Origin of the sequence: Telmatospirillum sp. J64-1, assembly GCF_006980715.1 — a bacterium.
Classification (GTDB): Bacteria; Pseudomonadota; Alphaproteobacteria; order Rhodospirillales; family Magnetospirillaceae; genus Oleiliquidispirillum; species Oleiliquidispirillum nitrogeniifigens.
The window spans coordinates 46,835-70,433 of record NZ_SBHN01000027.1; the positions used below are offsets into that span (position 1 = coordinate 46,835).

Below are 23,599 nucleotides of genomic sequence, written 5' to 3' on the forward strand. Positions count from 1 at the left end.
GCTCAGCCCCCCAGGAAGAGTTCGGCCACTTCGCGATTGGCCAGCAGGTTGGGCCCTGTATCCTCGAAGCGGTTCTCGCCCATGGCCAGCACATAGCCGCGATGGGCGATGGCCAGGGCCTGCTTGGCGTTCTGTTCCACCATCAGGATGCCGATCCCCAGCTTGTTGATCTCGACCACCCGCTCGAAGGTCTGTTCGATGAACAGCGGCGACAGGCCTGCCGTCGGCTCGTCCAGCAGCAGCATGCGCGGCTCGGCCATCAAGGCGCGGCCCATGGCCACCATCTGGCGCTCACCGCCCGACATCAGCCCCGCCGCCTGCCGCCGCCGCTCCGCCAGGCGGGGAAAGATCCCGAAGATCTTGTCCATGCGCGCGCGCATCCCCTTGGGATTGAGGTAGGCCCCCATCTCCAGGTTTTCCTGCACGGTGAGCGACGGGAAGACGTTGTGTTCCTGGGGCACGAAGCCCATGCCCAGCTTGACCAGCCTGTCGGCGCGCCAGTTGGTGATGTCGCGCCCCTCGAAGGCCACCCGCCCCTCGCGCACGTTTACGAGGCCGAAGGCCGCTTTCATCGAGGTGGACTTGCCCGCGCCATTGGGGCCGATGATGACCACGATCTCGCCCGGCTGGACGGTCATGGTAACACCGCGCAGGATGTCCACGCCGCCATAGCCGCCATAGACATTGTCCAGCGCCAGCAGGCTTCCGGCAGGGATGGTCATGGCCGTGCTCCCCCGGCCGGGACCTGTCCGCCCAGATAGGCCTCGCGCACGTAATCGTTGCGGCGGATGTCCTCCATGCTGCCCTCGGCGATGACGCTGCCCTGGGCCATCACCACGATAGGATCGCAGAGCCGGGCGATCAGGTCCATGTCATGCTCGATCACGCAGAAGGTATAGCCGCGCTCGCGGTTCAGGCGCTGGATCGATTCAGCCAGCTTACCCAGCAGCGTGCGGTTGACCCCGGCCCCCGGTTCGTCCAACAGCACCACCCGGGCATCGGTCATCATCGTCCGCCCCAGTTCCAGCAGCTTCTTCTGCCCGCCCGACAGGTTGCCCGCCAGTTCGTCGGCGACATGGCCCAGTTGCAAGAAGTCCAGCACGTCCTCCACCCGGTGCCGAACCTCCTCTTCCTCCCGGCGCACCCTGCCCCAGGCGAAGAGGGCGGAGAACAGCTGCTCGCCGCTCTGGCCCGGCGGCACGACCATCAGGTTCTCGCGCACGGTCATGCGGCTCAGTTCGTGGGGAATCTGAAAGGTCCGCACCAGCCCCTTGTGGAAGAGACGGTTCGGCGGCAGACCTGTCACATCCTCCTCATCCAACAGGATGCGCCCGCTATCGGGGGCGATGACACCGGCGACAATGTTGAACAAGGTCGTCTTGCCCGCCCCGTTCGGCCCGATCAGCCCGGTGATGCTGCCCCGCCCGATGGAGAACGAGCACCGGTTGACGGCCTGGATTCCCCCGAAGGACTTCGATACCTCTTCGACACGAATCATGGTTGCCCGCCTCACAGTGGATTGACCACAGCTGCGCAACGCGCCATTTGTTACCCCGTTGGAAATAGGCGATGCGCCCACGTCAGGACCTTTGTCAATTATTTGTGGGGATGGTTGCGTAAAAAACCTAGTTATATCGCCTTTCCGGAGAATTTTCCCAGGATACTGGTGGCAGAATGACGACGCATATCCGTGTGCGCGGCGCACGCGAACACAACCTGAAAAACGTGGACGTGGACATCCCGCGCGACCGCCTGGTGGTCATCACCGGCCTGTCCGGATCGGGCAAGTCCTCCCTGGCTTTCGACACGATCTATGCCGAGGGCCAGCGGCGCTATGTGGAAAGCCTGTCGGCCTATGCCCGCCAGTTCCTGGAGATGATGCAGAAGCCGGATATGGATTCCATCGAGGGTCTGTCCCCGGCCATCTCCATCGAGCAGAAGACGACCTCGCGCAATCCGCGCTCGACCGTCGGCACGGTGACGGAAATCTACGACTATATGCGCCTGCTCTGGGCGCGGGTCGGCGTGCCCCATTCGCCGGCGACGGGACTGCCCATCGAAAGCCAGACCGTCTCGCAGATGGTCGACCGCATCCTGGAAATGCCCGAAGGCACCCGCCTCTACCTGCTGGCCCCGGTCGTGCGCGGGCGCAAGGGCGAATACCGCAAGGAGTTGCAGGAACTTCAGAAGAAGGGCTTCCAGCGCGTCAAGGTGGACGGCCAGCTTTACGAGATCGACGAGGTTCCGGCCCTCAACAAGAAGCTGAAGCACGACATCGAGGTGGTGGTAGACCGCCTGGTGGTGCGTCCCGACCTGCAGACGCGCCTGGCCGATTCTCTGGAAACAGCGCTGGACCTGACCGACGGCCTAGCCTATGCCGAGAACGCCGATAACGGCGAGCGCGCGGTCTTTTCGGCCAAGTTTGCCTGCCCCGTCTCGGGCTTCACCATCGACGAGATCGAGCCCCGGCTGTTCTCGTTCAACAATCCCTTCGGCGCCTGCCCGAGCTGCGACGGCCTGGGCGTGAAGCTCTATTTCGATCCGGAACTGGTCGTCCCCGATCCCGACAAGTCCATCGGCGAAGGCGCCATCGCCCCCTGGGCCGGGTCGATCTCGCAATTCTATCACCAGACCCTGGAGAGCCTGGCGCGGCATTACGACTTCTCGCTGCACACGCCCTGGCGCCTGCTGCCCGAAAATGTGCGCCATGCCATCCTGCATGGTTCGGGCGGCGAGATGGTCAGCATGCGTTATGACGACGGCAAGCGTGGCTATACCGCCGAGAAACCCTTCGAAGGCGTGCTGCCCAACCTGCACCGGCGCTGGCGTGAAACCGATTCCGCCTGGGTGCGCGAGGAATTGCAGCGCTTCCAGGCCACCGCCCCCTGCGAGGCCTGCGGCGGTCACCGCCTGAAGCCCGAGGCCCTGGCGGTGAAGATCCGCAGCCATCACATCGGCGAGGTGTCGGAGATGTCCATCGCCCAGGCCGGGGCTTGGTTCGGCGAACTGGAAGAGCATCTGCGTCCCCGCGACCGCGAGATCGCCCGAAGAATCCTCAAGGAAATCAACGAGCGGCTGGGCTTTCTTAACGATGTGGGTCTGGATTACCTGACCCTGGCGCGCGGCTCGGGCACACTATCGGGCGGCGAAAGCCAGCGCATCCGCCTGGCCTCGCAGATCGGCTCTGGCCTGACGGGCGTGCTCTATGTGCTGGACGAGCCGTCCATCGGCCTGCACCAGCGCGACAACGACCGCCTGCTGGAAACCCTCAAGCGCCTGCGCGACATCGGCAATACGGTCATCGTCGTCGAGCATGACGAGGATGCCATCCGCACCGCCGATTACCTGATTGACATGGGACCGGGGGCCGGCATCCATGGCGGGGCCATCATCGCCCAGGGCACGCCCGAAGAAGTGATGCGCAACCCTGAAAGCCTGACGGGACAATACCTTACGGGGCAACGTTATGTTCCCGTGCCAACCTTGCGGCGGACCGGTAACGGCCAGAAGCTGACCATCAAGGGCGCGCGCGGCAACAATCTGGCCGGGCTGGACGTGGATATCCCGCTGGGCACTTTCACCTGCGTCACCGGCGTCTCGGGCGGCGGCAAGTCGACGCTGATCATCGAGACCCTGTACAAGGCCCTGGCGCGGCGTATGAACGGCGCCCGCGACCTGCCGCTGGAGCATGACGACATCCTGGGGGTCGAGTTCATCGACAAGATCGTCGATATCGACCAATCGCCCATCGGCCGCACGCCGCGCTCCAACCCGGCCACCTATACCGGCGCCTTCACCCCCATCCGCGACTGGTTCGCCGCCCTGCCGGAAGCCCAGGCACGCGGCTACAAGCCGGGCCGCTTCTCCTTCAACGTCAAGGGCGGGCGCTGCGAGGCCTGCCAAGGCGATGGCGTCATCAAGATCGAGATGCATTTCCTGCCCGACGTCTATGTGGAATGCGACGTCTGCAAGGGAAAGCGCTACAACCGCGAGACGCTGGACATCACCTTCAAGGGCAAGAGCATCGCCGATGTCCTTGATATGACCATCGAGGAAGCCGCCGACTTCTTCAAGGCCGTGCCCGCCATCCGCGACCGCATGGAGACCCTCAAACGCGTGGGCCTGAGCTATATCCATCTCGGCCAACAGGCCACCACCCTGTCGGGCGGCGAGGCCCAGCGCGTCAAGCTGGCCAAGGAATTGTCCCGCCGCTCGACCGGGCGCACGCTCTACATCCTCGACGAGCCCACCACGGGGCTGCATTTCGAGGATGTGCGCAAGCTGATGGAAGTGCTTCACGCCCTGGTGGATCAGGGCAATACGGTGCTGGTGATCGAACACAATCTGGAGGTCATCAAGACCGCAGACTGGATCATCGACCTGGGACCGGAAGGCGGCACCAAGGGCGGCCAACTGGTCGCCGCCGGCACGCCTGAAGAAGTGGCACGCAGCAAGCGCAGCTATACCGGCCGCTATCTTGCTCCCTATCTGGAGCGGGACGTCAAGAAGCTGGCTTGAGCAGGTCTCCGTTCCGCACCGGTATGGCGGCCGCGCCCTTCTCCAGGGAGGCGGCCGCCATAACCCGCAGGGAGCGAAATCATGAAGACGGACTGATCTCTCGTCAGGGGAATGATGAACGCATCCGCGAAAGGATCGCCTGGTTCAACGCACTTGGCCTGCCGGGAATCGAGAAAGCGATCGAGGAGCGGCGGCTCGCCTCTCTGTAATCCGGGGAGAAGCCGCGCGGAAAGTCGGAGGGGCTGCGTCGCGATGATTTCCCGCAGCCCACCGGAACAAGAATGAGAACCGGGCGCTCAGGCGCCACAGAGGATCTTGAACATCCGCTCCTGGACTTCACGGCTGTCGGCCAGGTCACGCAGGCCTTCCCCGGCGGGGGCGTGATATTCGCTGTCCTGACCGCTCGACAGATTGGCCATGGCACTGACCGAGGCCAGCAATTCCGTAAGCCTAGTATCCCGTGGGTCCGTCTGCACCATATCTTGTCTCACATTGGCTTCGTGGCTCTGAAACACAGTGCCAGCAAGCTTAACGCCGCTGATAGTGACATTTTAGTAAAAGCGGCGGCCGGGGCGAAGCGGACAATGGGCGGCGGCGTCATGGACTCATGGCCGGGCAAGACAAAAGGCCCCTGCCGGAGGGCAGAGGCCTTTCGCTGAAACAGGAAGGAGGCGATCAGGCGCTTTTCTGGATCTGCTCTTCCGTCGCGATGTCATAGCGCGCCATGGCGTTGTCCACCGTCTTGCCAGTGATGGAACGCCAGAAATCCATGGCTTCCTTGCGCGAGAAGGGGCCGTATTTCTCCAACTGCACGCCCGGCGCCGGCTTGGTGAAGGTGGTGTCGGCATATTCGCCGCCGACCACGTAGTAATTCTTCCCGGCGTCCTCGTCGCGCTTGACCACATAGCGGATCATGGCGTTGTCCACCGTCTTGCCGGTAATCGAACGCCAAAAATCATGGGCTTCCTGTTCGGTAAAAGGACCGAAGACTTCTTCCGTCTTACCCTCGGCAATCTTGGTGAAGCCCGTGTCAGCGTATTCGCCGCCCACCACGTAGAAATGTTTCGACATCGCACCAATCCTATGAACGCTTGAGGTGAGGCCCGTGGCGCCGCTTATAGCGCATTCAGCCGGAGCACGCTACCCTTCCGGTAGGGAAAAGGGTAGCTACCCTGCCCCGCCTGCAGCCTTGACCACCACCAGGGTAACATCGTCCGACGGCACACCTTTGGCGCGAAAATCGCGCAAGGCGGCAAGGATCGAGTCGAGGATATCCTGGGCCGGTTTTCCGGCATTCCGGCGCAAGACATCCTGCAGACGGTCACGGCCGAACATCTCGCCGCCAGGGCTGCGGGTCTCGCGCACGCCGTCGGTGCCCAATAGCAGCACGGTCCCCTCGGCCCAGCCGCTACTGGACAATTCGGTATAATGCCAGTCCATGTCCACCCCCAGCGGGATGTCGGGGCCGTCGACCTCGCGGAAACGCTGCGTCAACGGGTCGTACAGCAAGGCCGGTTCGTGCCCCGCCCCGACCCAGTGGATCGAGCGCGTCTCGTCGTCCAGCACCGTCATGAACAGCGTCATGAAGCGCCCGGCATGGGCATCGGTGACCAGTTGGCGGTTGATCGCCTCCAACTGCTCCGCCAGACGCCCCGCCTCGGGTCGGCGGGCATGGAGCAAGGCGCGTACCGTGGTCATCAGCAGGGCCGCCGCGATGCCATGGCCCGAGACATCGCCCACCGCCACTGCCAGCCGGCGCGGCCCCAGTTCGAACCAATCGTAATAATCGCCGCCGGTCTCGTCGCAATAGATGGACTGGCCCGCCACGTCAAAGCCCTGGACGCGCGGCGGCCGCGCGGGCAGCAGGTTCTGCTGCACCCCCTGGGCCAGTGCCAGGGAATCGCGCATATGCATGCGTTCGCGCAGCTGCGGCACCATGATGTTGAACAGCCGCCCCAGGGCCTGCAACTCGTCGCCCGAGCGGATATTGGTACGCGCCTCGAAATCCCCCGCCATCAGCCGCCGCGCCGCATCGTTGAGCTGGGCGATGGGCAGGGTGACATGGCGCGATGCCAGGACCGCCAGAACCACCAGCAGCGGAATGAACAGGGCGACAGCCCCCCAGGCCACCATCTGCAGGTTCTCGATCCTTTCCGCCAGGAAGACCTCGGTCTCCATCGCCTCGGCGGTAACGGCGGCGAAGGACAAGGTGGAGAGGAGATAGACACCGCCGTCGATGGGATGATAGGCCCAGATGCTGTCCTGCCCGCCCACATCCAGCCGCCGCACCCCGGCATTGCCGGCGGTCATATCCGCCAGCACCGCCTGCAGCACCGTCTCATCGGCATTCTCCAGCAGGGCAGTCTCCGAGGCCGCCAGCACCCGCAAGCCCTGCGCGTCGGCCATCACCAGGGCCGGGGCGGCCTGGCCGGGAATCTGCTGCTGCGCCGCCTCCAGCACCGCCGAGACGGGAATCTCGACACTGGTGACGCCGATCGTCCGTCCCTCGCGGTCGCGCACGACCTCGCCGATCACCATGACCTGCCGCCCGGTGGCGGGATCGCTGAGAGGGCCGACCCAGCTCCGGTCCGCGGCGTCGCGCAATCGCGGCCACCATTCCGGCGGCGCGCCGATACCGTCCGGTGGCGCCGGGAAGACGGCATGGGCGCCGGAATCCAGGACCACGCGATGCCACAGCACCGGCTCGGCCAGATCGAGCCGCAGCCGCGCCACATAGGGCGCCAGGGCGGCCAGGCGCCCCCGCTCCGTCTCGCTGCCTCCGGATGTGGCGACGGTGACCGATTCCGCCTCGGGCGGCAGCACGTCGCGCAGCACCCGCTCGACACCGCGCGCCTGCAGACGGACGGAAATCTCCAGCACATCCTGGCGCGATTGCAGCAGATGCGCGGTATTGCGCACGGTCAGCAGCATCTCTTCCGTGGCGCGGGCTTGCAGCAGCGTCCGCGCCCGTTCCGAAAGCTCGATCCCCAAGCGCCGGGCGGCCTGCTGGTCGAACCAGGCGATGGCAAGAAGCGGCGGCAGGGCGATGACCAGCAGCAGGACCAGAAGCTTGGCACGAATTGGCATGAAGCCCCTCCTCGCCTGGCAATGTGGTCCGGGGCCGCCTTTGCCGTCAAGCCATAGACGGCACTGGACAGGGACGGCGTTCCCGACTAATTGACGGCTTATGAAGAAAATCCATGTCATCGGTGGCGGGCTTGCGGGATGCGAGGCCGCCTGGCAGCTGGCTCAGGCCGGCATTCCCGTCATCCTGCACGAGATGCGCCCGGTCCGCCCGACCGAGGCCCATTCCACGGACAAGCTGGCCGAACTGGTCTGCTCCAATTCCCTGCGCTCGGACGACGCGGAATACAATGCCGTCGGCCTTCTGCACGAGGAAATGCGGCGCTGCAACTCGCTGATCCTGGCCAAGGCCGACGCCCACAAGGTTCCCGCCGGCGGCGCCCTGGCCGTGGACCGGGAGGGCTTCTCCGAGGCCGTGCAGCAGGCCCTGGAAGACCATCCGCTGGTCGAGATCCGGCGCGAGGAGATCGCCGGGCTGCCGCCCGAGGACTGGGACTCGGTGATCATCGCCACCGGGCCGCTGACCTCGGCCCCGCTGGCCCAGGCCATCCGCGACCTGACCGGCGAGGAATCGCTGGCCTTCTTCGACGCCATCGCACCAATCGTCCACAAGGATTCCATCGACTTCTCGAAGGCGTGGTTCCAGTCCCGCTACGACAAGGGCACCGGCTCGGACTACATCAACTGTCCGATGGACCGCGAGCAGTATTACGCCTTCATCGACGCCCTGATCGCGGGCGAGAAGACGCCCTTCAAGGATTGGGAAAAGGACACGCCCTATTTCGAGGGCTGCCTGCCCATCGAGGTGATGGCCGAACGTGGGCGCGACACCCTGGCCTTCGGCCCGATGAAGCCGGTGGGCCTGACCAACCCCCATAACCCCACGGTCAAGCCTTTCGCCATCGTGCAACTGCGCCAGGACAATGCCCTGGGCACGCTCTACAATATCGTCGGCTTCCAGACGAAGCTGAAATACGGCGAGCAGACGCGCATCTTCCGCATGATTCCGGGGCTGGAGAATGCGGAATTCGCCCGTCTGGGCGGCATCCACCGCAACACCTTCCTGAACTCGCCGCGCCTGCTGGACAAGACACTGCGCCTGAAATGCCGCCCCGCCCTACGCTTCGCCGGGCAGGTCACCGGCTGCGAAGGCTATGTGGAAAGTGCCGCCATCGGCCTGCTGGCCGGGCTGTTCGCCGCCGGGGAGGCCAAAGGCGCGCCCGTTTCCCCGCCGCCCGTGACCACGGCCCTGGGGGCCCTGCTCAATCATGTGACCGGGGGGGCGGAGGCCGAAACCTTCCAGCCCATGAACATCAATTTCGGCCTGTTCCCCGAGCCCGAGGAGCAGAAGGACGAACGCGGCAAGCGCATCCGGGGCCGCGAGCGCAAGGTCCTCTATTCCCGCCGCGCCCTGGCCGATCTCGCCGTCTGGATGGAAAACCGCAGCCTCGCGGCAGAGTAGGACAATCCCGTCAGGGGCGGAGCAGCACCTCTTCTGTTGCCGCCCGGCCCCTGACGGAGTGCCCCTTCTGGATTCCGCTAAAGCCTTGCCAGGGCTCTTATATTCCTGGCATGACTCCTTCCGACCAGCAAACTTCGGCCTCGGGCAATCCCGCCTCTTCTCCCCGGCGGCACCTTCCCCGGTTCGAAGTGCCGACCTTGCGCGCCGCCACCCTGACGGCGCTGGCCCTGATCTTCATCTGGCTCACCGCCAATATCCTGCTGGTGCTGTTCGCCGGCATCCTGCTGGGCGCCATGTTCCGGGGGCTGGCCCAGCTCGTGCAGCGCGCCACCGGCCTGTCCATCGGCTGGTCGCTGCTGACGGTCTTCGGACTGACCTTGGCTGCGGCGGGGCTGGGCGGCTGGTGGATGGCGAGCCATCTGGGCGAACAGATGGACATCCTGTGGCAGCGCGTGCCCCCGACCCTGCGGCAGGTCGAGGAATATATCCGGCAATTCCAATGGGGGCAGACCCTGCTCGACTATCTGCCCGACCAGTTGGGACCTGACGGCGCCGATATCGGAGGCCCCGCCTCCGCCTTCCTGAGCGTCTTCATCGGCGCGCTGGCCAATGTCGTCATCATCCTGTTCATCGGCCTCTATCTGGCCGTCAGCCCCGATCCCTACACGAACGGCACCATCCGCCTCTTTCCCATGGAAAAGCGCGAACGCGTCGCCGACATCCTCGACCAACTCGGCTACACGCTGCAACGCTGGCTGCTGGGCCGCCTGCTGACCATGGTGGTGGTGGGGGTCCTGACGGGGCTGGTGCTGTTCGTGATGGGGGTCCCGCTGGCCCTGCCGCTCGCTCTGCTGACCACGCTGCTGACCTTCGTCCCCTATCTCGGCCCGCTGACCGCCGCCGTGCCCATCATCGCCCTGTCCCTGACCGAGGGCGCCTCCACCCTGCTCTGGGTCCTGAGCCTCTATTTCCTCATCCAGAACATCGAGGGCTATATCCTGACGCCGATGATCCAGCGCTGGGTGGTGCGCATGCCGCCCGCCGTGGTGCTGGGCGCCATCGCCCTGCTAGGCACCCTGTTCGGCCCCATGGGCCTGGTCGTCGCCACCCCCCTGGCCGCCGTCCTGCTGGTGCTGGTCCGCACCGCCTATCTGCAGGACGTCCTGGGCGAACCGAAGGAAGACGTGCGGGAAACCACGGCCTGACCGGCTTCCAGACTCTCCAGTTTCTAGACCATCCAGGCCGGCCAGCGTTCACCCTGGTCGGAAAGGTCCTTGAGAAGCGAGCCGAGCCTGCGGCCGCCTTCCTCCACCAAGTCATCCGGCACCAAGCCGAAGCTGAGGCGCAGGCTGCCATTTTCGGGCCGAGAGGCGTAGAAGACATGACCCGCCGCGAAGGCCACCCCGCGATGGACGGCGCGGTAGTAGACGTGGCGGTTATCGGCGCTCGGCGGAAGCGTCACCCACAGGCTGAGCCCCCCCTCGGGCTGCTGGAAGGAAACCTCAGGCGGCATGTTCGCGCGCAAGGCCGCGACCAGCTTTTCCTGGCGCTGCGCATAGATCGCCACGAGGCGGGGAAGGACGCGCCGCCATTCCCCGGCGGACAGCCACGAGGCCAGCGCTCCCTGCATGAAGGCATTGGATTGCAGATCGGTGGTCGTTTTCGCCAGGGCCAGGGCATTCCTGAACCTTTCCGGCGCCAGCAGGAAACCCAGCCTGATTCCCGGGAGGAAAGCCTTGCCGAAGCCACGGGCATAATAGATGCAATCCCCTTCCTCCCGCAGGGCATGGAAGGACGGCACCGGGTCGCCACGGAAGCGCAGGTCCGAATTCGGGTCGTCTTCCAGCAGCGGCACGCCATGTTCGCGCAGAAGCGCCAGGATCGCTTTCCGCTTCGCCAAGCTGGTGGTGATGCCGGTCGGGTTCTGGAATGTGGGGTTCAGATAGGCGAGGCGCGGGCGCCGTTCCCTGAGCAGGCGCTCGAAGACATCCAGGTCGGGCCCGTCCTGTTCGAGCGGAACCTCCAGCAGCCGCGCGCCCGCCTGTTTGAAGGCATTGATGGCGCCGAAATATGTCGGCCTCTCCAGGATCACCTCGTCCCCGGGACGGAGACGGGTGCGGGCCACCAGGTCAATGGCCTGCTGGCCGCCCGAAGTGATCATGATGTCGCCGGGCCGGGCGACGAACCCATGTGCCTCCAGAAGGAAGGCGGAAATCTCCTCCCTCAGCCATTGCCGGCCATTGGGCGGATCGTAGCGGAAGAAGCGGTCTGCCGCCGGGTCGGAGGCCAAGGCGGCGATATGATTGCGGAATACCGCCACGTCGCTTTCGTCGGGACCGGGATAATTTGCCGTGAAGCCGATCACCCCCGGCGCCCGCGCCAGTTCGAAAAGCCGCGCGGTCAGCGATCCCTCGGCCTCGCCCGGCGTTTTCTCGTCCGCTTCGTCCTCTCGCGGTTCCGTCTCTTCGGGATTCCCGGCGGCGGGCTTGCTGACGAAGGTCCCCCCGCCCTTCCGCGCTTCCGTCAATCCGCCTTCGGCCAGTTCCTTGTAGGCCTTCGCCACCGTCATCGGATTGATGCGCAGCTTCTGGGCAAGATGGCGGATCGGCGGCAGGCGGGCGCCCTGCGCCAGTTCCCCGGACTGGATCAGGGCCGAAAGCCGGCTACTGATCTGCATATAGATCGGCATGGTCAGGTGCGGGTCGATCTGGATGTCCGGCAGGGACCTGGGACTTGGGGCCACGAACTTGTTCTCTCGCAGGCGGAAGGCGTATGATGCGAGAAACTTGTCATAGTATTTGTATTATTTCAAGGAGTCTCATGTTCCCTGACTTCCGCAGCTACACCCAAGCCGAACTGGACACGCAATATACCAATACCGGCAGCCCGGAGGCCGAGCAGGCGCTGTCCGTCTTGCGGGACCGCAGTCGCCTCAACAGGATGGCCCTGCCCTTCCTGCCTGCCCTGGCCTATGGCCCCGACACGGCGCAGACCCTGGATTTCTTCCCGGCGGAAAAGGATTTCGCGCCGGTGATGATGTTCGTCCATGGCGGCCAGTGGCAGTTCAACACGACCGAGGAAACCTGTTTCTGGGCCGATGCCGTGACAGCACGGGGCATCGCCTTCGCGGCGGTCAATTTCCCGAAGATGCCGACGGTCCGCCCGGGGGAAATCGCCTCCTCCCTCTGCCAGGCCTATCGCTATCTGCAAGATTCGGCGCAGGCGCTGCGGATCCGGCCGGACAGGATCGCGCTGGCCGGACATTCCTCGGGAGCACATCTCGCTGCCCTGTCCCTGGTCACGGAACTGGCGGGCTCACCTATCCCACCCGCCTGCGCCTATCTGGTCAGTGGAATGTACGACCTGGAACCCGTGGCCCTTTCCAGCCGCAACAAGGCGCTGAAGCTGTCTGGCACCGAAATCCGCGCCGCCAGCCCGGCCCACCATCTTCCCGCAAGCCTGCCACCGGTAATGGTGGCGGTAGGAGAGCGGGAAAGCGACGAATTCCGCAGGCAATCCTCCCAATTCTTCCAGCATATATGCCGCGAGAAGGACGGCGGGAACCATCGGCTGCGGACCATCCCGGAGGCCGCGCATTTCACCTCGGTCACCGAGCTGCACGATCCTTCTAGCGATAGCTGGACGTTCCTGAGCGAGAATTTGCACAATTATTAACCACACAATAAGGCGAAGTCTAATTTTTATGCATGAATATAGGCAGGAAACCTCCGGAGCCCACAGTTTGTACACGTTTTAAGTTGGCACGGTTCTTGATTGTCTCATTGTCGTATAGTGCGCGGCAATTTGTATTACACGAGGCAATCGATGGACTTCGATCTCCAGCTTTTCCTGCAATCGCTGCCCAGCCTCGCCCAGGGCGCGGTCATGACGGCCAAACTGGCCGTCATTTCCATAGCGATCGGCTTCGCCATCGGCCTCGTCGGCGGTGTCGCACGGATTTCGCGCAATCGCGTCGTGTCGGGACTGGCCCTGGCCTATGTCATCGGCATGCGCGGCGTGCCGCTGCTGGTGACCCTGCTGTTCTTGTATTACGGCCTGCCCTCGCTCGGCCTCCGGCTCGATGCCTTCACCGTCGCCATCATCGCCCTGTCCGTCACCAACGGCGCCTATATCACCGAGATCGTACGCTCCGGCATCCTGGCGATCGATCCGGGGCAAATGCGGGCGGCGCGTTCACTGGGCATGTCCAACGGGCTGGCCATGCGGCGCATCATTCTGCCCCAGGCCCTGCGGCGCGTACTGCCGCCGATCACCAACGAAGCCCTGACGCTGGTGAAGAACACGGCCCTGGTCTCGACCATCGCCCTGGCCGATCTGCTGCGCGCCGGCCTGGAAGTCATGACATGGCACGCCAATACCTTCAGCCCCTTCGCCGGCGTCGCCCTCTTCTATCTACTGATGACGCTGCCCCTGATCTGGCTCAATGCCTGGGTCGAGCGCCGCTTCAGAATGCGCTGAGGCATTCCGATGTCCGGCATCGTCATCCGCAACGCCCTTCTTCCTGAACCCTCCCGCACCGGAAGCTGGGACGTCTTCGTCGAGGGAGAACTGATTTCCGCCATCCAGCCCGCCGGCACGTGGGACGCGACAGCGGATGTGCTTGTTCTCGATGCGCAAGGAGGATGGCTGCTGCCGGGCCTGGTCAACGCCCATACCCATTCGCCCGAGAACCTGGCGCGCGGCTTGGCAGCACGAAGCATCCTATCGGACTGGCTGCCGGCGATCTGGCATCACCTGGACCGCCTGTCCCCCCGCGAGATCCGCCAAGCCGTGCTGCTGGGGGCGATGGAGATGATCCGCACCGGCGTGACCGGTGTGGTGGACCATTTCCGCCAGACCCCGATGCGGGAAGACGCTCTCGAGGCCGTGATCGACGCTTATGCCGAAACCGGCCTGGACGCCGTGGTCTCGGTCATGCTGCGCGACCCGGTGGGGGCCGAGGGCCTGATCGGGGCCAGCCATGTCGCCGCCGTGCCCCCTGCCGCCGAGCAGCTTCGCCTGGTCGAGGCCTTCCTGGATTATGGAGCGCGAAAGGGCGTGTCTCTCGGTCTCGGCCCCTCGGCCCCCCATCGCTGCTCGGACGGCCTGCTGGAACAGGTTGCCGCGCTTGCCGCCGCCAAGGGCCTTCCGGTCCAGACCCATGTCAATGAAACCGCCGCGGATGCCGCTGCCGCTCGGGAAAGATTCGGCATGTCCGCAATCGCCCATCTGCACCGGCTCGGCCTCCTGGGGCGGCGAATCTCGCTGGCCCATTGCGTCTGGCTCGAGCCGCAGGATGCGGACATCCTGGCCGGGACGGGAAGCATCGTGGTCCACAATCCGGTCGCGAATCTGCGATTGGGCAGCGGCACCTGCGACCTGCCCCGATTGCTTTCCAGCGGGACCGTCATCGCCCTCGGCACCGATGGGGCGGCCAGCAATGACGGCCAGAATATCTGGGAATCCCTCAAGCTCACCGCCCTGCTGCCGCGCCGCCCCGAGACTTCCCCCCAATCCTGGCCTTCCTGCGACGACGTCCTCGCCATGGCGATCGACGGCGGACGGGCGGCCATGGCGCAGGAGACTGCCCGCTTGCAGCCGGGACAGAAGGCCAGCCTTGCCGTCTTCGACAAGGACCCTTTCGCGCCGCCAACGGCGTCGCCGGCCGGTCTTCTCGTTCTCGGGACCACGGCGCGGCGCGCCCGGCATGTCCTCTCGCGGGGTCGCGTCCTGCTCAGCGACTACCGGCTTCTCACCATCGACGAGGCGGCTCTTCACGAAGAAGTCCGGCCTAAGCCCAGCATGGAGGTTGCGTCGTGAACCATCAGGCCATGATCCAAGGCGTCTCTTCGGGAGCGGAGTCCCCTGCGCCCATGATCCTCATCGAGAACCTGCACAAGAGCTATGGGCACAACGACGTGCTCAAGGGCATCAATCTCGCCATCGCCAAGGGCGAGGTGGTGACCATCATCGGCCCCAGCGGTTCCGGCAAAAGCACCCTGCTCAGCTGCATCAACTTCCTGGAATCCTATGACGAGGGGCGGATCGTCGTCGACGGCGCGGTGATCGGCTATGTCGAGGATGGCAAGGGCCGGCGGATCCGGATGCCGGAGAAGGACCTCAACGCCCTGCGCCAGCAGATCGGCATCGTCTTCCAGCAATACAACCTGTTCCCGCACATGACGGTGCTGCAGAACATCATCGAGGCGCCGATCCAGGTCGCCGGGATGAGCCGGGCTGAGGCCATCGCCGTGGCGCGGCTGCAACTGGACCGCGTCGGTCTCCGCAACAAGGAGAACGCCTATCCCTCCGAACTGTCGGGCGGGCAGCAGCAGCGCGTCGCCATCGCCCGTGGCTTGGCCATGATGCCCAAGCTGATGCTGTTCGACGAGGTCACCTCGGCCCTCGACCCGGAACTGGTCGGCGAGGTCTTGGGCGTGATGCGGGATCTGGCCGCCGACGGCATGACCATGATGGTCGTGACCCATGAAATGGCTTTCGCCCGCGACGTTGGGGACCGGGTGGTCTTCATGGATGACGGGCGAATCGTCGAGGAAGGCCCTCCCGATCAGCTTTTCTACGCGCCGCGCAAAGAACGCACCCGCGCCTTCCTCAAACGCGTCCTTACCCCGCAAAGCGGCCTTTGATCCAAGTCTCTGGGACGTCTTCCAGGGCAGCAACAGGAGTCATGAATATGCGCCAGTTCCGATCCATCCTAGGGGCAATGACCTTGGCCGCCGGGGCTCTCCTGACGGTTGTTCCCACCGCCCATGCGGAAGGGTTGCTCGAGAAAGTGCGGCAGAAAGGGGTCATGACCGCCGGCTCCAGCGCGGCCTACCCGCCGTTCGAATTCGTCCAGGACGGCAAGCTGGTCGGCTTCGACATCGACATGGCGGAAGAATTGGGCCGCCGCATGGGCGTGAAAATCGAATTCGAGAAGATCGACTTCAAGGGCATCGTCGCCGCCCTGCAATCCGGTCGGGTCGACAGCCTGATCACCGCCCTGACCTGGACGCCCGAACGCGCCGAGCGCATCGCCTTCTCCATCCCCTATTTCGATGCCGGCATCGGCGCCCTCATCCCCACGGACAGCGACATCGCGGATCCCCAGGACCTGACGGGCAAGCGGGTGGGCGTGCAGCTCGGCAGTTCCGGGGAACGCTATGTCCGCGAGATGTTGCAGGATTCCGTCGCCCAGATCCTGACCTATGATGCCATCACCCTGGCCGTGAACGACATGCGGAACGGCCGGGTCGATGCCGTGGTCAATCCCCTGCCCGTCCTCCGCTACGCCAGCCGCGGCGACAATTTCACCACCACGGGCATCTGGGATTCGCGCGTGGTCGGCATCAATACCCGCCTGGAAGACGAGGACCTGATGGCCGAGATCAATAAGCATCTCGAGGACATGAAGGCGGATGGCTTCCTCGCGGAACTCGAAGAGAAGTGGTTCGGTAACAACGCGTCGTAAAGGGCGGCAGGCCTTGCCCTCCGGGCAAGGCCTGTTCACCGCCTCCGGAGAGATGAGATTGCGGAGAACAGAATGACTTTTACGACCGATGCCCTCGAAGCACTCGCCAAGCAGATCAAGAGGGATCTCCATACCACCGCCTATCCCGATGGCAACTGGGTCCAGCCCTATGCCCATTCCTCCGGCCAGCATGTCTATGACACCGTCATCGTCGGCGCCGGGCAATCCGGCATGGCCTGCGGCTTCGGCCTGAAACGGGACGGCATCCGCAACATCCTGCTGATCGACGGCAGCCCCGCCGGAATGGAAGGCGTCTGGGAGAATTTCGCGCGGATGAAGACCCTGCGCACCCCCAAGCATCTCGTCGGGCTCGAACACGGGCTGGCCAGCCTGTCCGTGCGGGCGTGGTTCGAGGCGCGCCATGGCGAGGAGGCCTGGCAGGCGATCGACCGCATCCCGCGCACCGACTGGATGGAGTATCTGCGCTGGTTCCGCGCCCGGACGGACCTGCCGATCCGCAACGATACCCGTCTCGAGGAAATCGAACCCGACGGCGACATCCTGGCCCTGCATCTGCGGACCGGCGACAAGAAATCGGTCGTCCTTACCCGCTATGTCATTCTCGCCACGGGCTATGACGGCGGCGGGGAATGGCGTGCTCCGCCACATATCTCCCAGGCCCTGCCCGCCGACCGCTATGCCCATTCCAACGGCCCCGTGGATTTCGAACGCCTGAAAGGCCTGCGTGTCGGCGTGCTCGGCCATGGCGCCTCTGCCTTCGACAATTCGGTGCGGGCCATCGAAAGCGGCGCTCAGTCGGTCGAGCTGTGCTTCCGCCGTGAACAGATTCCCTTGGTCAACCCTCATCGCTGGATCGAATTCACCGGTTTCCTGAAGCATTTCCCCGACCTTGAAGACCGCATCCGCTGGAACGTCAACCGCTACTTCAAGAAGGTCGACCAACCGCCGGCACGCGGCAGTTTCGACCTCGCCAACAGCTTCGCCAATTTCCGCATGCATTGCGGCTCTCCATGGAACGAGGTCCGGTTCGAGGACAACGTGGTCAAGGTCAAGACGCCGAAGCAGGATTTCGAATTCGACTTCGTCATCTGCGCGACGGGCATGATCTTCGACCTGGATCATCGTAGCGAATTGCGTCCCTTCGTCGGCGATATCGCCCGCTGGCGGGACCGTTATGCCCCCCCGCCGGGAGAAGAGCATCCGGGACTGGCCGAGTTTCCCTATCTGGGCAAGCATTACGAACTCCAGGCCCTCGATCCTGAGAAGGCGCCCTGGCTACAGCGGATGCGCGCCTTCAACTTCTCGGCAATCGTCAGCATGGGGCCGCATTCCACCTCGATCAGCGGACATAAATATTCGGTCCCCCGCGTTGTCAGGGGCCTCACCCGCGATCTTCTCCAGGATCAGGCGCATGATTTGATGCCGGCCCTGGAGGCCTATGACGAAATCGATCTGGACGTACCGCCCGATGCCTTCAGCAAGGTCATCCTCAGCGCGGCGGAATAACAGGGAAGGAAAAACAGCCATGGCCGTGACAACCGATATCGACCTGCCGATCCGCGACATCAAGGCGGAACCGATCGCCCGCGAGGCCTTCGCGCCTTTCGGCGAGTTGATCGAGCCGACGGAAGACGGCGTTCCCTTTGGCCCCGAGGATGCCAAGCTCATGCTCGATCGCGGTACGCCGCGCTTCTACATCATGCGGCTGCGCGACAGGGGGCCGGTTTTCACGCGGATCACCCGTCATCTCGACGTGACCCAATGCCTCGCCTCTCTCGGCGGGCATTCCTGGATGCTGGCCGTCGCTCCGCCCAAGGACCCCGACAATCCCGACGCCCAACCCGCCCTCGAGGATATCAAGGGCTTCCTCATCCCGGGCAGCGTCGCCATCAAGCTGCATCGCAGCACCTGGCATGCCGGTCCCTTCTTCAGCACGCCCAACGAGATCGACTTCCTGAACCTGGAATTGGCCGACACCAATGTCGTCGACCATCACAATTCCCATCTCAGCGGCCGGTTCGGCTGCGCCTTCCGCTTCATCACGTGAACTACCCTCGAGGCTGCCCCCTGACAGCCTCCTTCCCAGGCCACCAGAGGATGGGAGTGCGGCTCAGGGGCGGGCCTGCATCCACAGGCGGATCAGGTCGGCGATGTTGTTGATGCCCAATTTCTCGAGCACCCGGGCGCGATGCGTCTCGACCGTCCGCACGCCGATATCGAGGCGGTTGGCGATGATCTTGTTGGGGCAGCCTTCCACCATCAGGGCAGCCACCTCCCGCTCTCTGGCACTCAATCCGGCCACCAGCGATGCCGCATGCCGTGCCGCCTCTTCCTCGCGGCGGCGGCGTTCGTCGATGACCATCGCCTCCTGCACGCGCTGAAGGAAGATCTCGTCGTCGAAGGGCTTTTCCAGGAAATCGACCGCCCCGCCCCGGAAAGCCAGGACGGCCGAGGACACTTCCCCATGCGCCGTGATGACGATGATCGGCAGGGGGATGCCCCGCTGCACCAGTTCCTCCTGCAATTCCAGCCCCGACATTCCAGGCATCCGCAGGTCGGCGACGATGCAGCCGGGACGGGACGGGTTGAGGCGATGAAGGAACAGCAGGGCGCTTTCATAGGTCTCCGCCGCGAACCCCGCTGCCTCGACCAAGGCCGCCAGGGAATCCCGCACGGCCTCGTCGTCGTCGATGATGAAAACCGTCGGATTTGCTGTCTCTTGTTTCTCGGTCATCTCATGCCGCCGGAAGCGAGAAGTGGAAACAGGCACCATTGTCGGACGAAGCCTCAAGCCACAGACGCCCGCCATGGGCCTCGATGATTGAACGGCAGATCGGCAGGCCCAATCCCATGCCGGCCGGCTTGGTGGTGGCGAAAGGGGAATAGAGCCGGTCGACCATTTCCGGCGGGACACCGGGGCCGCTATCGGTCACCGCGAAGATCACCTGGCCGTCGGTGCCGGAAAACACGCGCACCGCGATCTCCCGCTTACCGACTTCCGTCACCGCCATCGCATCGATGCTGTTATGCACCAGATTGAGCAGCACCTGTTCGATCTGGATGCGGTCGGCCAGCACCGGGGGCAGCCCCTCGGGCAGGTCCACCTGCAAGCGCACGGAATTATAGGAGGTGTCCGCCCGCGCCAGGGTCAGCGCCTCCCGCACGATCTCGGCCACCGCGACGGGCTCCACCTGGGGCGGCCCCTTGCCGAGGAAGGTCCGCAAACCACGGATGACCTCCCCTGCCCGTTCGGCCTGGCCCACCGCCTTGTTCATCAGTTCCAGCGCCTTCGGCGGCGCCTCCGTGCCGCCCAGCACACGCTGCGCCGCGCGCGTATAGGATATCGCCGCCAGAAGCGGCTGGTTGAGCTCATGCGCCAGGGCGGACGCCATCTCGCCGGTCACCGTCAGCCGGGCGATATGGGCCAATTGGTTCTGATGCTCGCGCAGGCCGATCTCGACCCGACGTCTCTCGCTGACCACGCAGCCCAGGAATAAGGCGGTCAGGGCCAGGGCCAGCATTAGGGTCTGATGATAGATGATCGACGCGACGGGCTGCCCCGTCACCTGTAATCCTGCGATCAATCCGGCCTGGATGGCGAAAGCGGCGAAGACGGCGCCCCGCAGCCCCTTGGTCACTGCGATCCAGATCAGCGGCAGGAACAGCAGGTAAAACAAATTGAACTGCCCCTGGGCGAAAGGCAGGAAGACAGCCGTCAAGGCCGCCAGCAGGGACAGGGCCTGGAACGGCGTCACGGGCACTGAAGCCAGGAAGCGCCGCCAGTGCCGCAGGATATCGTGCCCCGGACGGCCATGGACCAGCAGCAGGGGCGCGACCACGGCAATCCCCGTGACATCGCCCAGCCAGTACTGGAAGGCCAGGACCGGCAGCTCGGCCAGCGGGAAGGCGCCTTCCGCCACCAGAGTCCCGACATAGAAGAGAGCGACCACGGCTGATCCGATGAAGACGGTACCGACCAGCCAGGCCACATCCTTCAGGCGGCCCAGTTGCGGGTCGATCCGCACGATCCGGCGCAGGAACAGGGCCGCAGCCGTATAGCCGCAGACGATGACGAGATTGCTGAGAAGAAGGGACCACCAGGAACCGGGATAGCCACGGATCAGCAGGTCCGCCAGAACCAGGGTTCCATAGACGAGGGGCGTGCCCCTTGCCCCCACCCATAGCAGCAAGGCCAGATAGAGCCCGGCGGGCGGGTTCCACGGCGTGATGTTCAGCGCCGGGCGTTCATGGATGAAGGTGATCCAGTCGAAGGGCAGATACACCAGGACGAAGGCAGCCGCCAGCCAAAGCGTCCCCCTTTCCGCCCCCAGGGCGGACCAGGAAAGGGAGTGTGGCTGCTCGCTGCTTTGCATGGGCTCCGATCCGGCTCCACGATGTCACGGCCCGCCCCGGGATGAGGCGGGCCGCTCTTGTTCTAGCGCTCTTACCCCGGAGGGTCAGCCAACGAAGAAGGGCTGGGTCCCATGCGCGGCGATGGCCGCCGACAGACGCTCCAGCCCGTGGGCATAGGCCGCCGTCCGCATCGAGATGCCCTTGCTGGCGCGCAGGTCCCAGACGCGCCGCCCCTCGACCTCCATGATGGCCTTCAGACGATCATGGATTTCCTCGAGCGTCCAGTAATAGCCCTGCCGGTTCTGGACCCATTCGAAATAGGACACGGTCACGCCCCCGGCATTGGCCAGGATGTCCGGCAGCACGATGGCGCCCTTGGCGTCCAGGATGCGGTCGGCTTCCGGGGTGATGGGGCCGTTGGCCAGTTCCAGGATCACCCGGGCGGTGATGCCCCCGGCATTGTCCTTATGGATCTGGTCTTCCAGCGCCGCCGGAACCAGCACCTCGCAATCCAGGGCCAGCAGGTCGTCTTCGCCGACGACGCGGGCCTGACCGGTCCTGGAGGCATAATCCAGCACCGACCCGCCCTCGCTCTTCACCGCCTGGACCGCATAGGGGTCGATGCCGCCGGGATTGGCGATGGCGCCACGCGAATCCGACAGACCGACGATGCGGTAGCCCTCTTCATGCAGCAGGCGGGCGATATGGTATCCGGCATTGCCGAAGCCCTGGACCACCACGCGTTTCGCACTGCTGATCAGGTCGAGATCCTGCTCGAGATGCTTGAGCAGGTAGAAACCGCCGCGCGCCGTCGCGTCGTCGCGACCCAGCGATCCACCCAGAGCCAGCGGCTTGCCGGTGATCACCGCCGGGCTCGGCTGGCGGACGATCGAGCTGTACTCATCGGCCATCCAGCCCATGATCATGGAATTGGTGTAGACGTCGGGCGCCGGAATATCGCGATCCGGTCCGATCATCCCGGCGAAGGCATGGACATAGGCCCGCGACAGACGCTCGAGCTCGGACTTGGACAGGGAATGCGGATCGACCATCACCGCTCCCTTGCCGCCGCCATAAGGCAGGTTGACCACGGCGCATTTGAACGTCATCCAGAAGGCCAGCGTCGCCACCTCTTCCATGGTGGAAGCCGGATGGAAGCGGATGCCACCCTTGGTCGGGCCGCGCGTATCGTCATAGCGGCAGCGCCAGGCCGGGAAGGAACGGCGCGAGCCGTCATCCATGCGCACCATCAGGCGGACGCTCAACGTCTCCTTGGGGTATTTCAGCTTCTCGAGGACCTCGGGGTCGACATCCACATGCTTGGCCGCCTCGTCCAACCGGCTCAATGCTCCTGCGAGCAAATCCTCCATATTCTCTTTCCTTTCCTATCCCTCTCGGCGTAAAGCGAGCGTCACCACCTTCTAGTCCGTGCTATACCGGAAGGGAACATCCGTACAATTACGGAAGAGAATCAACCTCTTGATTCTAAATACATTTCTTGAATCACAACGCTGCCTCCGTAATGCTGCGGATGGAAAATTTCAGCGCCGCCGGCAATGATCGTCGATTGGTATCGGAATATTGCAGAGGCGCCATGAAGGACTCAGCCCATCGTCCCCTGATCTGGATCCCCATCCGTGATTACCGTCGCCTCCAGGGGATGGTCCAGGATCGCGCCGGGCGCGTGGACCGGCTTCTCCGTGACGAGATGGACCGGGCCATCGTCTGCCGCGACAGCGACCTTCCGGACCGCGTGGTCCGCGTCGGCGACCGCGTCATGTTCCGCCGCGATGCCCAGCTTTCGCCGGAATGGGCCCGGTTGAGCTTCGAGGACGATGCCGCCGACGCAGCGGACGGCACCGTAAGCATCGCCTCCACCCTGGGGGCCGCCCTTCTCGGCCTGCGCGAAGGCTCCAGGATGAGCTATCTCGACCAGGACGGAACCTCCCGCCTGCTTTGCGTCGAGCGCGTCATCCCCATGGACCGGCATTGACATGACAGCGACACGAATCCGTTCGGAAGCGGACCTGCCGCCGATCACCCTGTCGCGCCCGGTCTATGAACGCCTGCATGCCTTGGCCGAGGCAGCCGAAAGGCGCCTGCCCGAGGTCAGCGACTACCTGTTCCGGGAACTCGAACGCGCCAAGGTGGTCGAGGAAGCCCGATTGCCCGACAGCGTCGTCACCATCGGCAGCCGGGTCACCTTCCTCGACCTCGACACCAACCAGCTCCACGACGTCACCCTCGTCTGGCCCAGCGACGAAGACGCCGCCCTCCATCGCCTTTCCGTGACCACGCCGGTCGGCGCCGCCTTGATCGGACTCACCGCAGGACAACAAATCGCCTGGCGCAACCGCACCGGCCTGTGGCGCCATCTCTGGGTGGAGAAGGTCGAGAACTGACAGCACCAGAAACGGCAAAGCCCTCGTCCTTGACGAGGGCTTTTGACTCAGTCGGGAATGCTTAGATCGTGATGCAGATTTTCTGCATCACGATCTCGTTTTATATTTTGCTCTCACTGGGCATGCGCCTCCGGCCGACCCACGGCAGGTTCATCCGCCTCTCACCGCGCAACAAAAAAGCCCAGCCTTTTTGAGGCTGGGCTTTTTTGTATTTGGTTGCGGGGGCAGGATTTGAACCTGCGACCTTCAGGTTATGAGCCTGACGAGCTACCGGGCTGCTCCACCCCG

The 23,599-nt window shown here is 64.5% G+C and carries 22 protein-coding genes; 13 read left to right on the forward strand and 9 right to left on the reverse strand.

Annotation, left to right across the window (positions count from 1 at the left end):
• Positions 1 to 2 precede the first annotated feature (2 nt).
• On the reverse strand, positions 3 to 722 hold the full coding sequence (locus EPD66_RS20860; RefSeq protein ID WP_142850475.1) for an ABC transporter ATP-binding protein: 720 nt from the start codon (positions 720 to 722) through the stop codon (positions 3 to 5).
• Positions 719 to 1,498 carry an ABC transporter ATP-binding protein gene (locus EPD66_RS20865; RefSeq protein ID WP_142850476.1) on the reverse strand — a complete coding sequence of 260 codons (780 nt, stop codon included), beginning with the start codon at positions 1,496 to 1,498 and terminating at the stop codon, positions 719 to 721. The genes EPD66_RS20860 and EPD66_RS20865 overlap by 4 nt, the downstream gene beginning before the upstream one ends.
• A 176-nt stretch (positions 1,499 to 1,674) precedes the next feature.
• On the opposite strand from EPD66_RS20865, the gene uvrA reads away from it, so the two are divergent.
• Positions 1,675 to 4,518: an excinuclease ABC subunit UvrA gene (gene uvrA / locus EPD66_RS20870; protein WP_142850477.1), complete on the forward strand. Its 2,844-nt coding sequence runs from the start codon at positions 1,675 to 1,677 to the stop codon at positions 4,516 to 4,518.
• Positions 4,515 to 4,727, forward strand: a complete 213-nt coding sequence (locus tag EPD66_RS20875) for a hypothetical protein (RefSeq protein WP_142850478.1) — start codon at positions 4,515 to 4,517, stop codon at positions 4,725 to 4,727. Before uvrA ends, EPD66_RS20875 begins: the two co-directional genes overlap by 4 nt.
• An 87-nt stretch (positions 4,728 to 4,814) precedes the next feature.
• Here the strand turns inward: EPD66_RS20875 and EPD66_RS20880 are convergent, their stop codons facing one another.
• The 3 genes from EPD66_RS20880 to EPD66_RS20890 all read right to left on the reverse strand — a co-directional run bounded on the left by EPD66_RS20880 (position 4,815) and on the right by EPD66_RS20890 (position 7,605).
• The gene (locus EPD66_RS20880) at positions 4,815 to 4,997 is read right to left on the reverse strand and encodes a hypothetical protein (protein WP_142850479.1); all 183 of its coding nucleotides are present in this window, start codon (positions 4,995 to 4,997) and stop codon (positions 4,815 to 4,817) included.
• 196 nt (positions 4,998 to 5,193) lie between these two features.
• A complete protein-coding gene (locus EPD66_RS20885; RefSeq protein ID WP_142850480.1) occupies positions 5,194 to 5,589 on the reverse strand; it encodes a DUF4170 domain-containing protein in 396 nt (131 codons plus the stop codon).
• Positions 5,590 to 5,685: 96 nt separating this feature from the next.
• A complete protein-coding gene (locus tag EPD66_RS20890; RefSeq protein ID WP_142850481.1) occupies positions 5,686 to 7,605 on the reverse strand; it encodes a SpoIIE family protein phosphatase in 1,920 nt (639 codons plus the stop codon).
• 100 nt (positions 7,606 to 7,705) lie between these two features.
• Between EPD66_RS20890 and trmFO the strand changes: the two genes are divergently transcribed.
• Both trmFO and EPD66_RS20900 read left to right on the forward strand, forming a co-directional pair.
• Positions 7,706 to 9,064: a methylenetetrahydrofolate--tRNA-(uracil(54)-C(5))-methyltransferase (FADH(2)-oxidizing) TrmFO gene (trmFO, locus tag EPD66_RS20895; protein WP_142850482.1), complete on the forward strand. Its 1,359-nt coding sequence runs from the start codon at positions 7,706 to 7,708 to the stop codon at positions 9,062 to 9,064.
• Between the two features lie 110 nt (positions 9,065 to 9,174).
• The gene (locus tag EPD66_RS20900; RefSeq protein WP_142850483.1) at positions 9,175 to 10,269 is read left to right on the forward strand and encodes an AI-2E family transporter; all 1,095 of its coding nucleotides are present in this window, start codon (positions 9,175 to 9,177) and stop codon (positions 10,267 to 10,269) included.
• 23 nt (positions 10,270 to 10,292) lie between these two features.
• Here EPD66_RS20900 and EPD66_RS20905 read toward each other — a convergent pair whose 3' ends face one another.
• Positions 10,293 to 11,807 carry a PLP-dependent aminotransferase family protein gene (locus EPD66_RS20905; protein ID WP_142850484.1) on the reverse strand — a complete coding sequence of 505 codons (1,515 nt, stop codon included), beginning with the start codon at positions 11,805 to 11,807 and terminating at the stop codon, positions 10,293 to 10,295.
• Positions 11,808 to 11,884: 77 nt separating this feature from the next.
• On the opposite strand from EPD66_RS20905, the gene EPD66_RS20910 reads away from it, so the two are divergent.
• From EPD66_RS20910 to EPD66_RS20940, 7 genes are all read left to right on the forward strand, one after another.
• Positions 11,885 to 12,739 carry an alpha/beta hydrolase gene (locus EPD66_RS20910; protein WP_185961549.1) on the forward strand — a complete coding sequence of 285 codons (855 nt, stop codon included), beginning with the start codon at positions 11,885 to 11,887 and terminating at the stop codon, positions 12,737 to 12,739.
• Positions 12,740 to 12,889: 150 nt separating this feature from the next.
• A complete protein-coding gene (locus EPD66_RS20915) occupies positions 12,890 to 13,543 on the forward strand; it encodes an amino acid ABC transporter permease (RefSeq protein WP_142850486.1) in 654 nt (217 codons plus the stop codon).
• 9 nt (positions 13,544 to 13,552) lie between these two features.
• Positions 13,553 to 14,884 carry an amidohydrolase family protein gene (locus EPD66_RS20920; protein WP_142850487.1) on the forward strand — a complete coding sequence of 444 codons (1,332 nt, stop codon included), beginning with the start codon at positions 13,553 to 13,555 and terminating at the stop codon, positions 14,882 to 14,884.
• A gap of 53 nt (positions 14,885 to 14,937) precedes the next feature.
• A complete protein-coding gene (locus EPD66_RS20925) occupies positions 14,938 to 15,711 on the forward strand; it encodes an amino acid ABC transporter ATP-binding protein (protein ID WP_142850488.1) in 774 nt (257 codons plus the stop codon).
• A 47-nt stretch (positions 15,712 to 15,758) separates the two neighbouring features.
• Positions 15,759 to 16,535, forward strand: coding sequence for a transporter substrate-binding domain-containing protein (locus EPD66_RS20930; protein ID WP_185961550.1), 777 nt, complete (start codon positions 15,759 to 15,761; stop codon positions 16,533 to 16,535).
• Between the two features lie 72 nt (positions 16,536 to 16,607).
• Complete coding sequence (locus tag EPD66_RS20935; protein WP_142850490.1) at positions 16,608 to 18,062, forward strand: NAD(P)-binding domain-containing protein; 1,455 nt, start codon at positions 16,608 to 16,610, stop codon at positions 18,060 to 18,062.
• Positions 18,063 to 18,081: 19 nt separating this feature from the next.
• Positions 18,082 to 18,603, forward strand: coding sequence for an ureidoglycolate lyase (locus tag EPD66_RS20940; protein WP_142850491.1), 522 nt, complete (start codon positions 18,082 to 18,084; stop codon positions 18,601 to 18,603).
• A gap of 63 nt (positions 18,604 to 18,666) precedes the next feature.
• Here the strand turns inward: EPD66_RS20940 and EPD66_RS20945 are convergent, their stop codons facing one another.
• The 3 genes from EPD66_RS20945 to EPD66_RS20955 form a co-directional block, all read right to left on the reverse strand.
• A complete protein-coding gene (locus tag EPD66_RS20945; RefSeq protein ID WP_142850492.1) occupies positions 18,667 to 19,290 on the reverse strand; it encodes a response regulator transcription factor in 624 nt (207 codons plus the stop codon).
• Between the two features lies 1 nt (position 19,291).
• On the reverse strand, positions 19,292 to 20,929 hold the full coding sequence (locus EPD66_RS20950; RefSeq protein ID WP_142850493.1) for an ATP-binding protein: 1,638 nt from the start codon (positions 20,927 to 20,929) through the stop codon (positions 19,292 to 19,294).
• A gap of 84 nt (positions 20,930 to 21,013) precedes the next feature.
• Positions 21,014 to 22,279: a Glu/Leu/Phe/Val dehydrogenase gene (locus EPD66_RS20955; protein ID WP_142850494.1), complete on the reverse strand. Its 1,266-nt coding sequence runs from the start codon at positions 22,277 to 22,279 to the stop codon at positions 21,014 to 21,016.
• A 224-nt stretch (positions 22,280 to 22,503) separates the two neighbouring features.
• Between EPD66_RS20955 and EPD66_RS20960 the strand changes: the two genes are divergently transcribed.
• Both EPD66_RS20960 and rnk read left to right on the forward strand, forming a co-directional pair.
• On the forward strand, positions 22,504 to 22,902 hold the full coding sequence (locus EPD66_RS20960; RefSeq protein ID WP_142850495.1) for a regulator of nucleoside diphosphate kinase: 399 nt from the start codon (positions 22,504 to 22,506) through the stop codon (positions 22,900 to 22,902).
• Between the two features lies 1 nt (position 22,903).
• Entirely contained in the window at positions 22,904 to 23,311 is a 408-nt protein-coding gene (rnk, locus tag EPD66_RS20965; RefSeq protein WP_142850496.1) for a nucleoside diphosphate kinase regulator, read from the forward strand.
• Positions 23,312 to 23,599 lie beyond the last annotated feature (288 nt).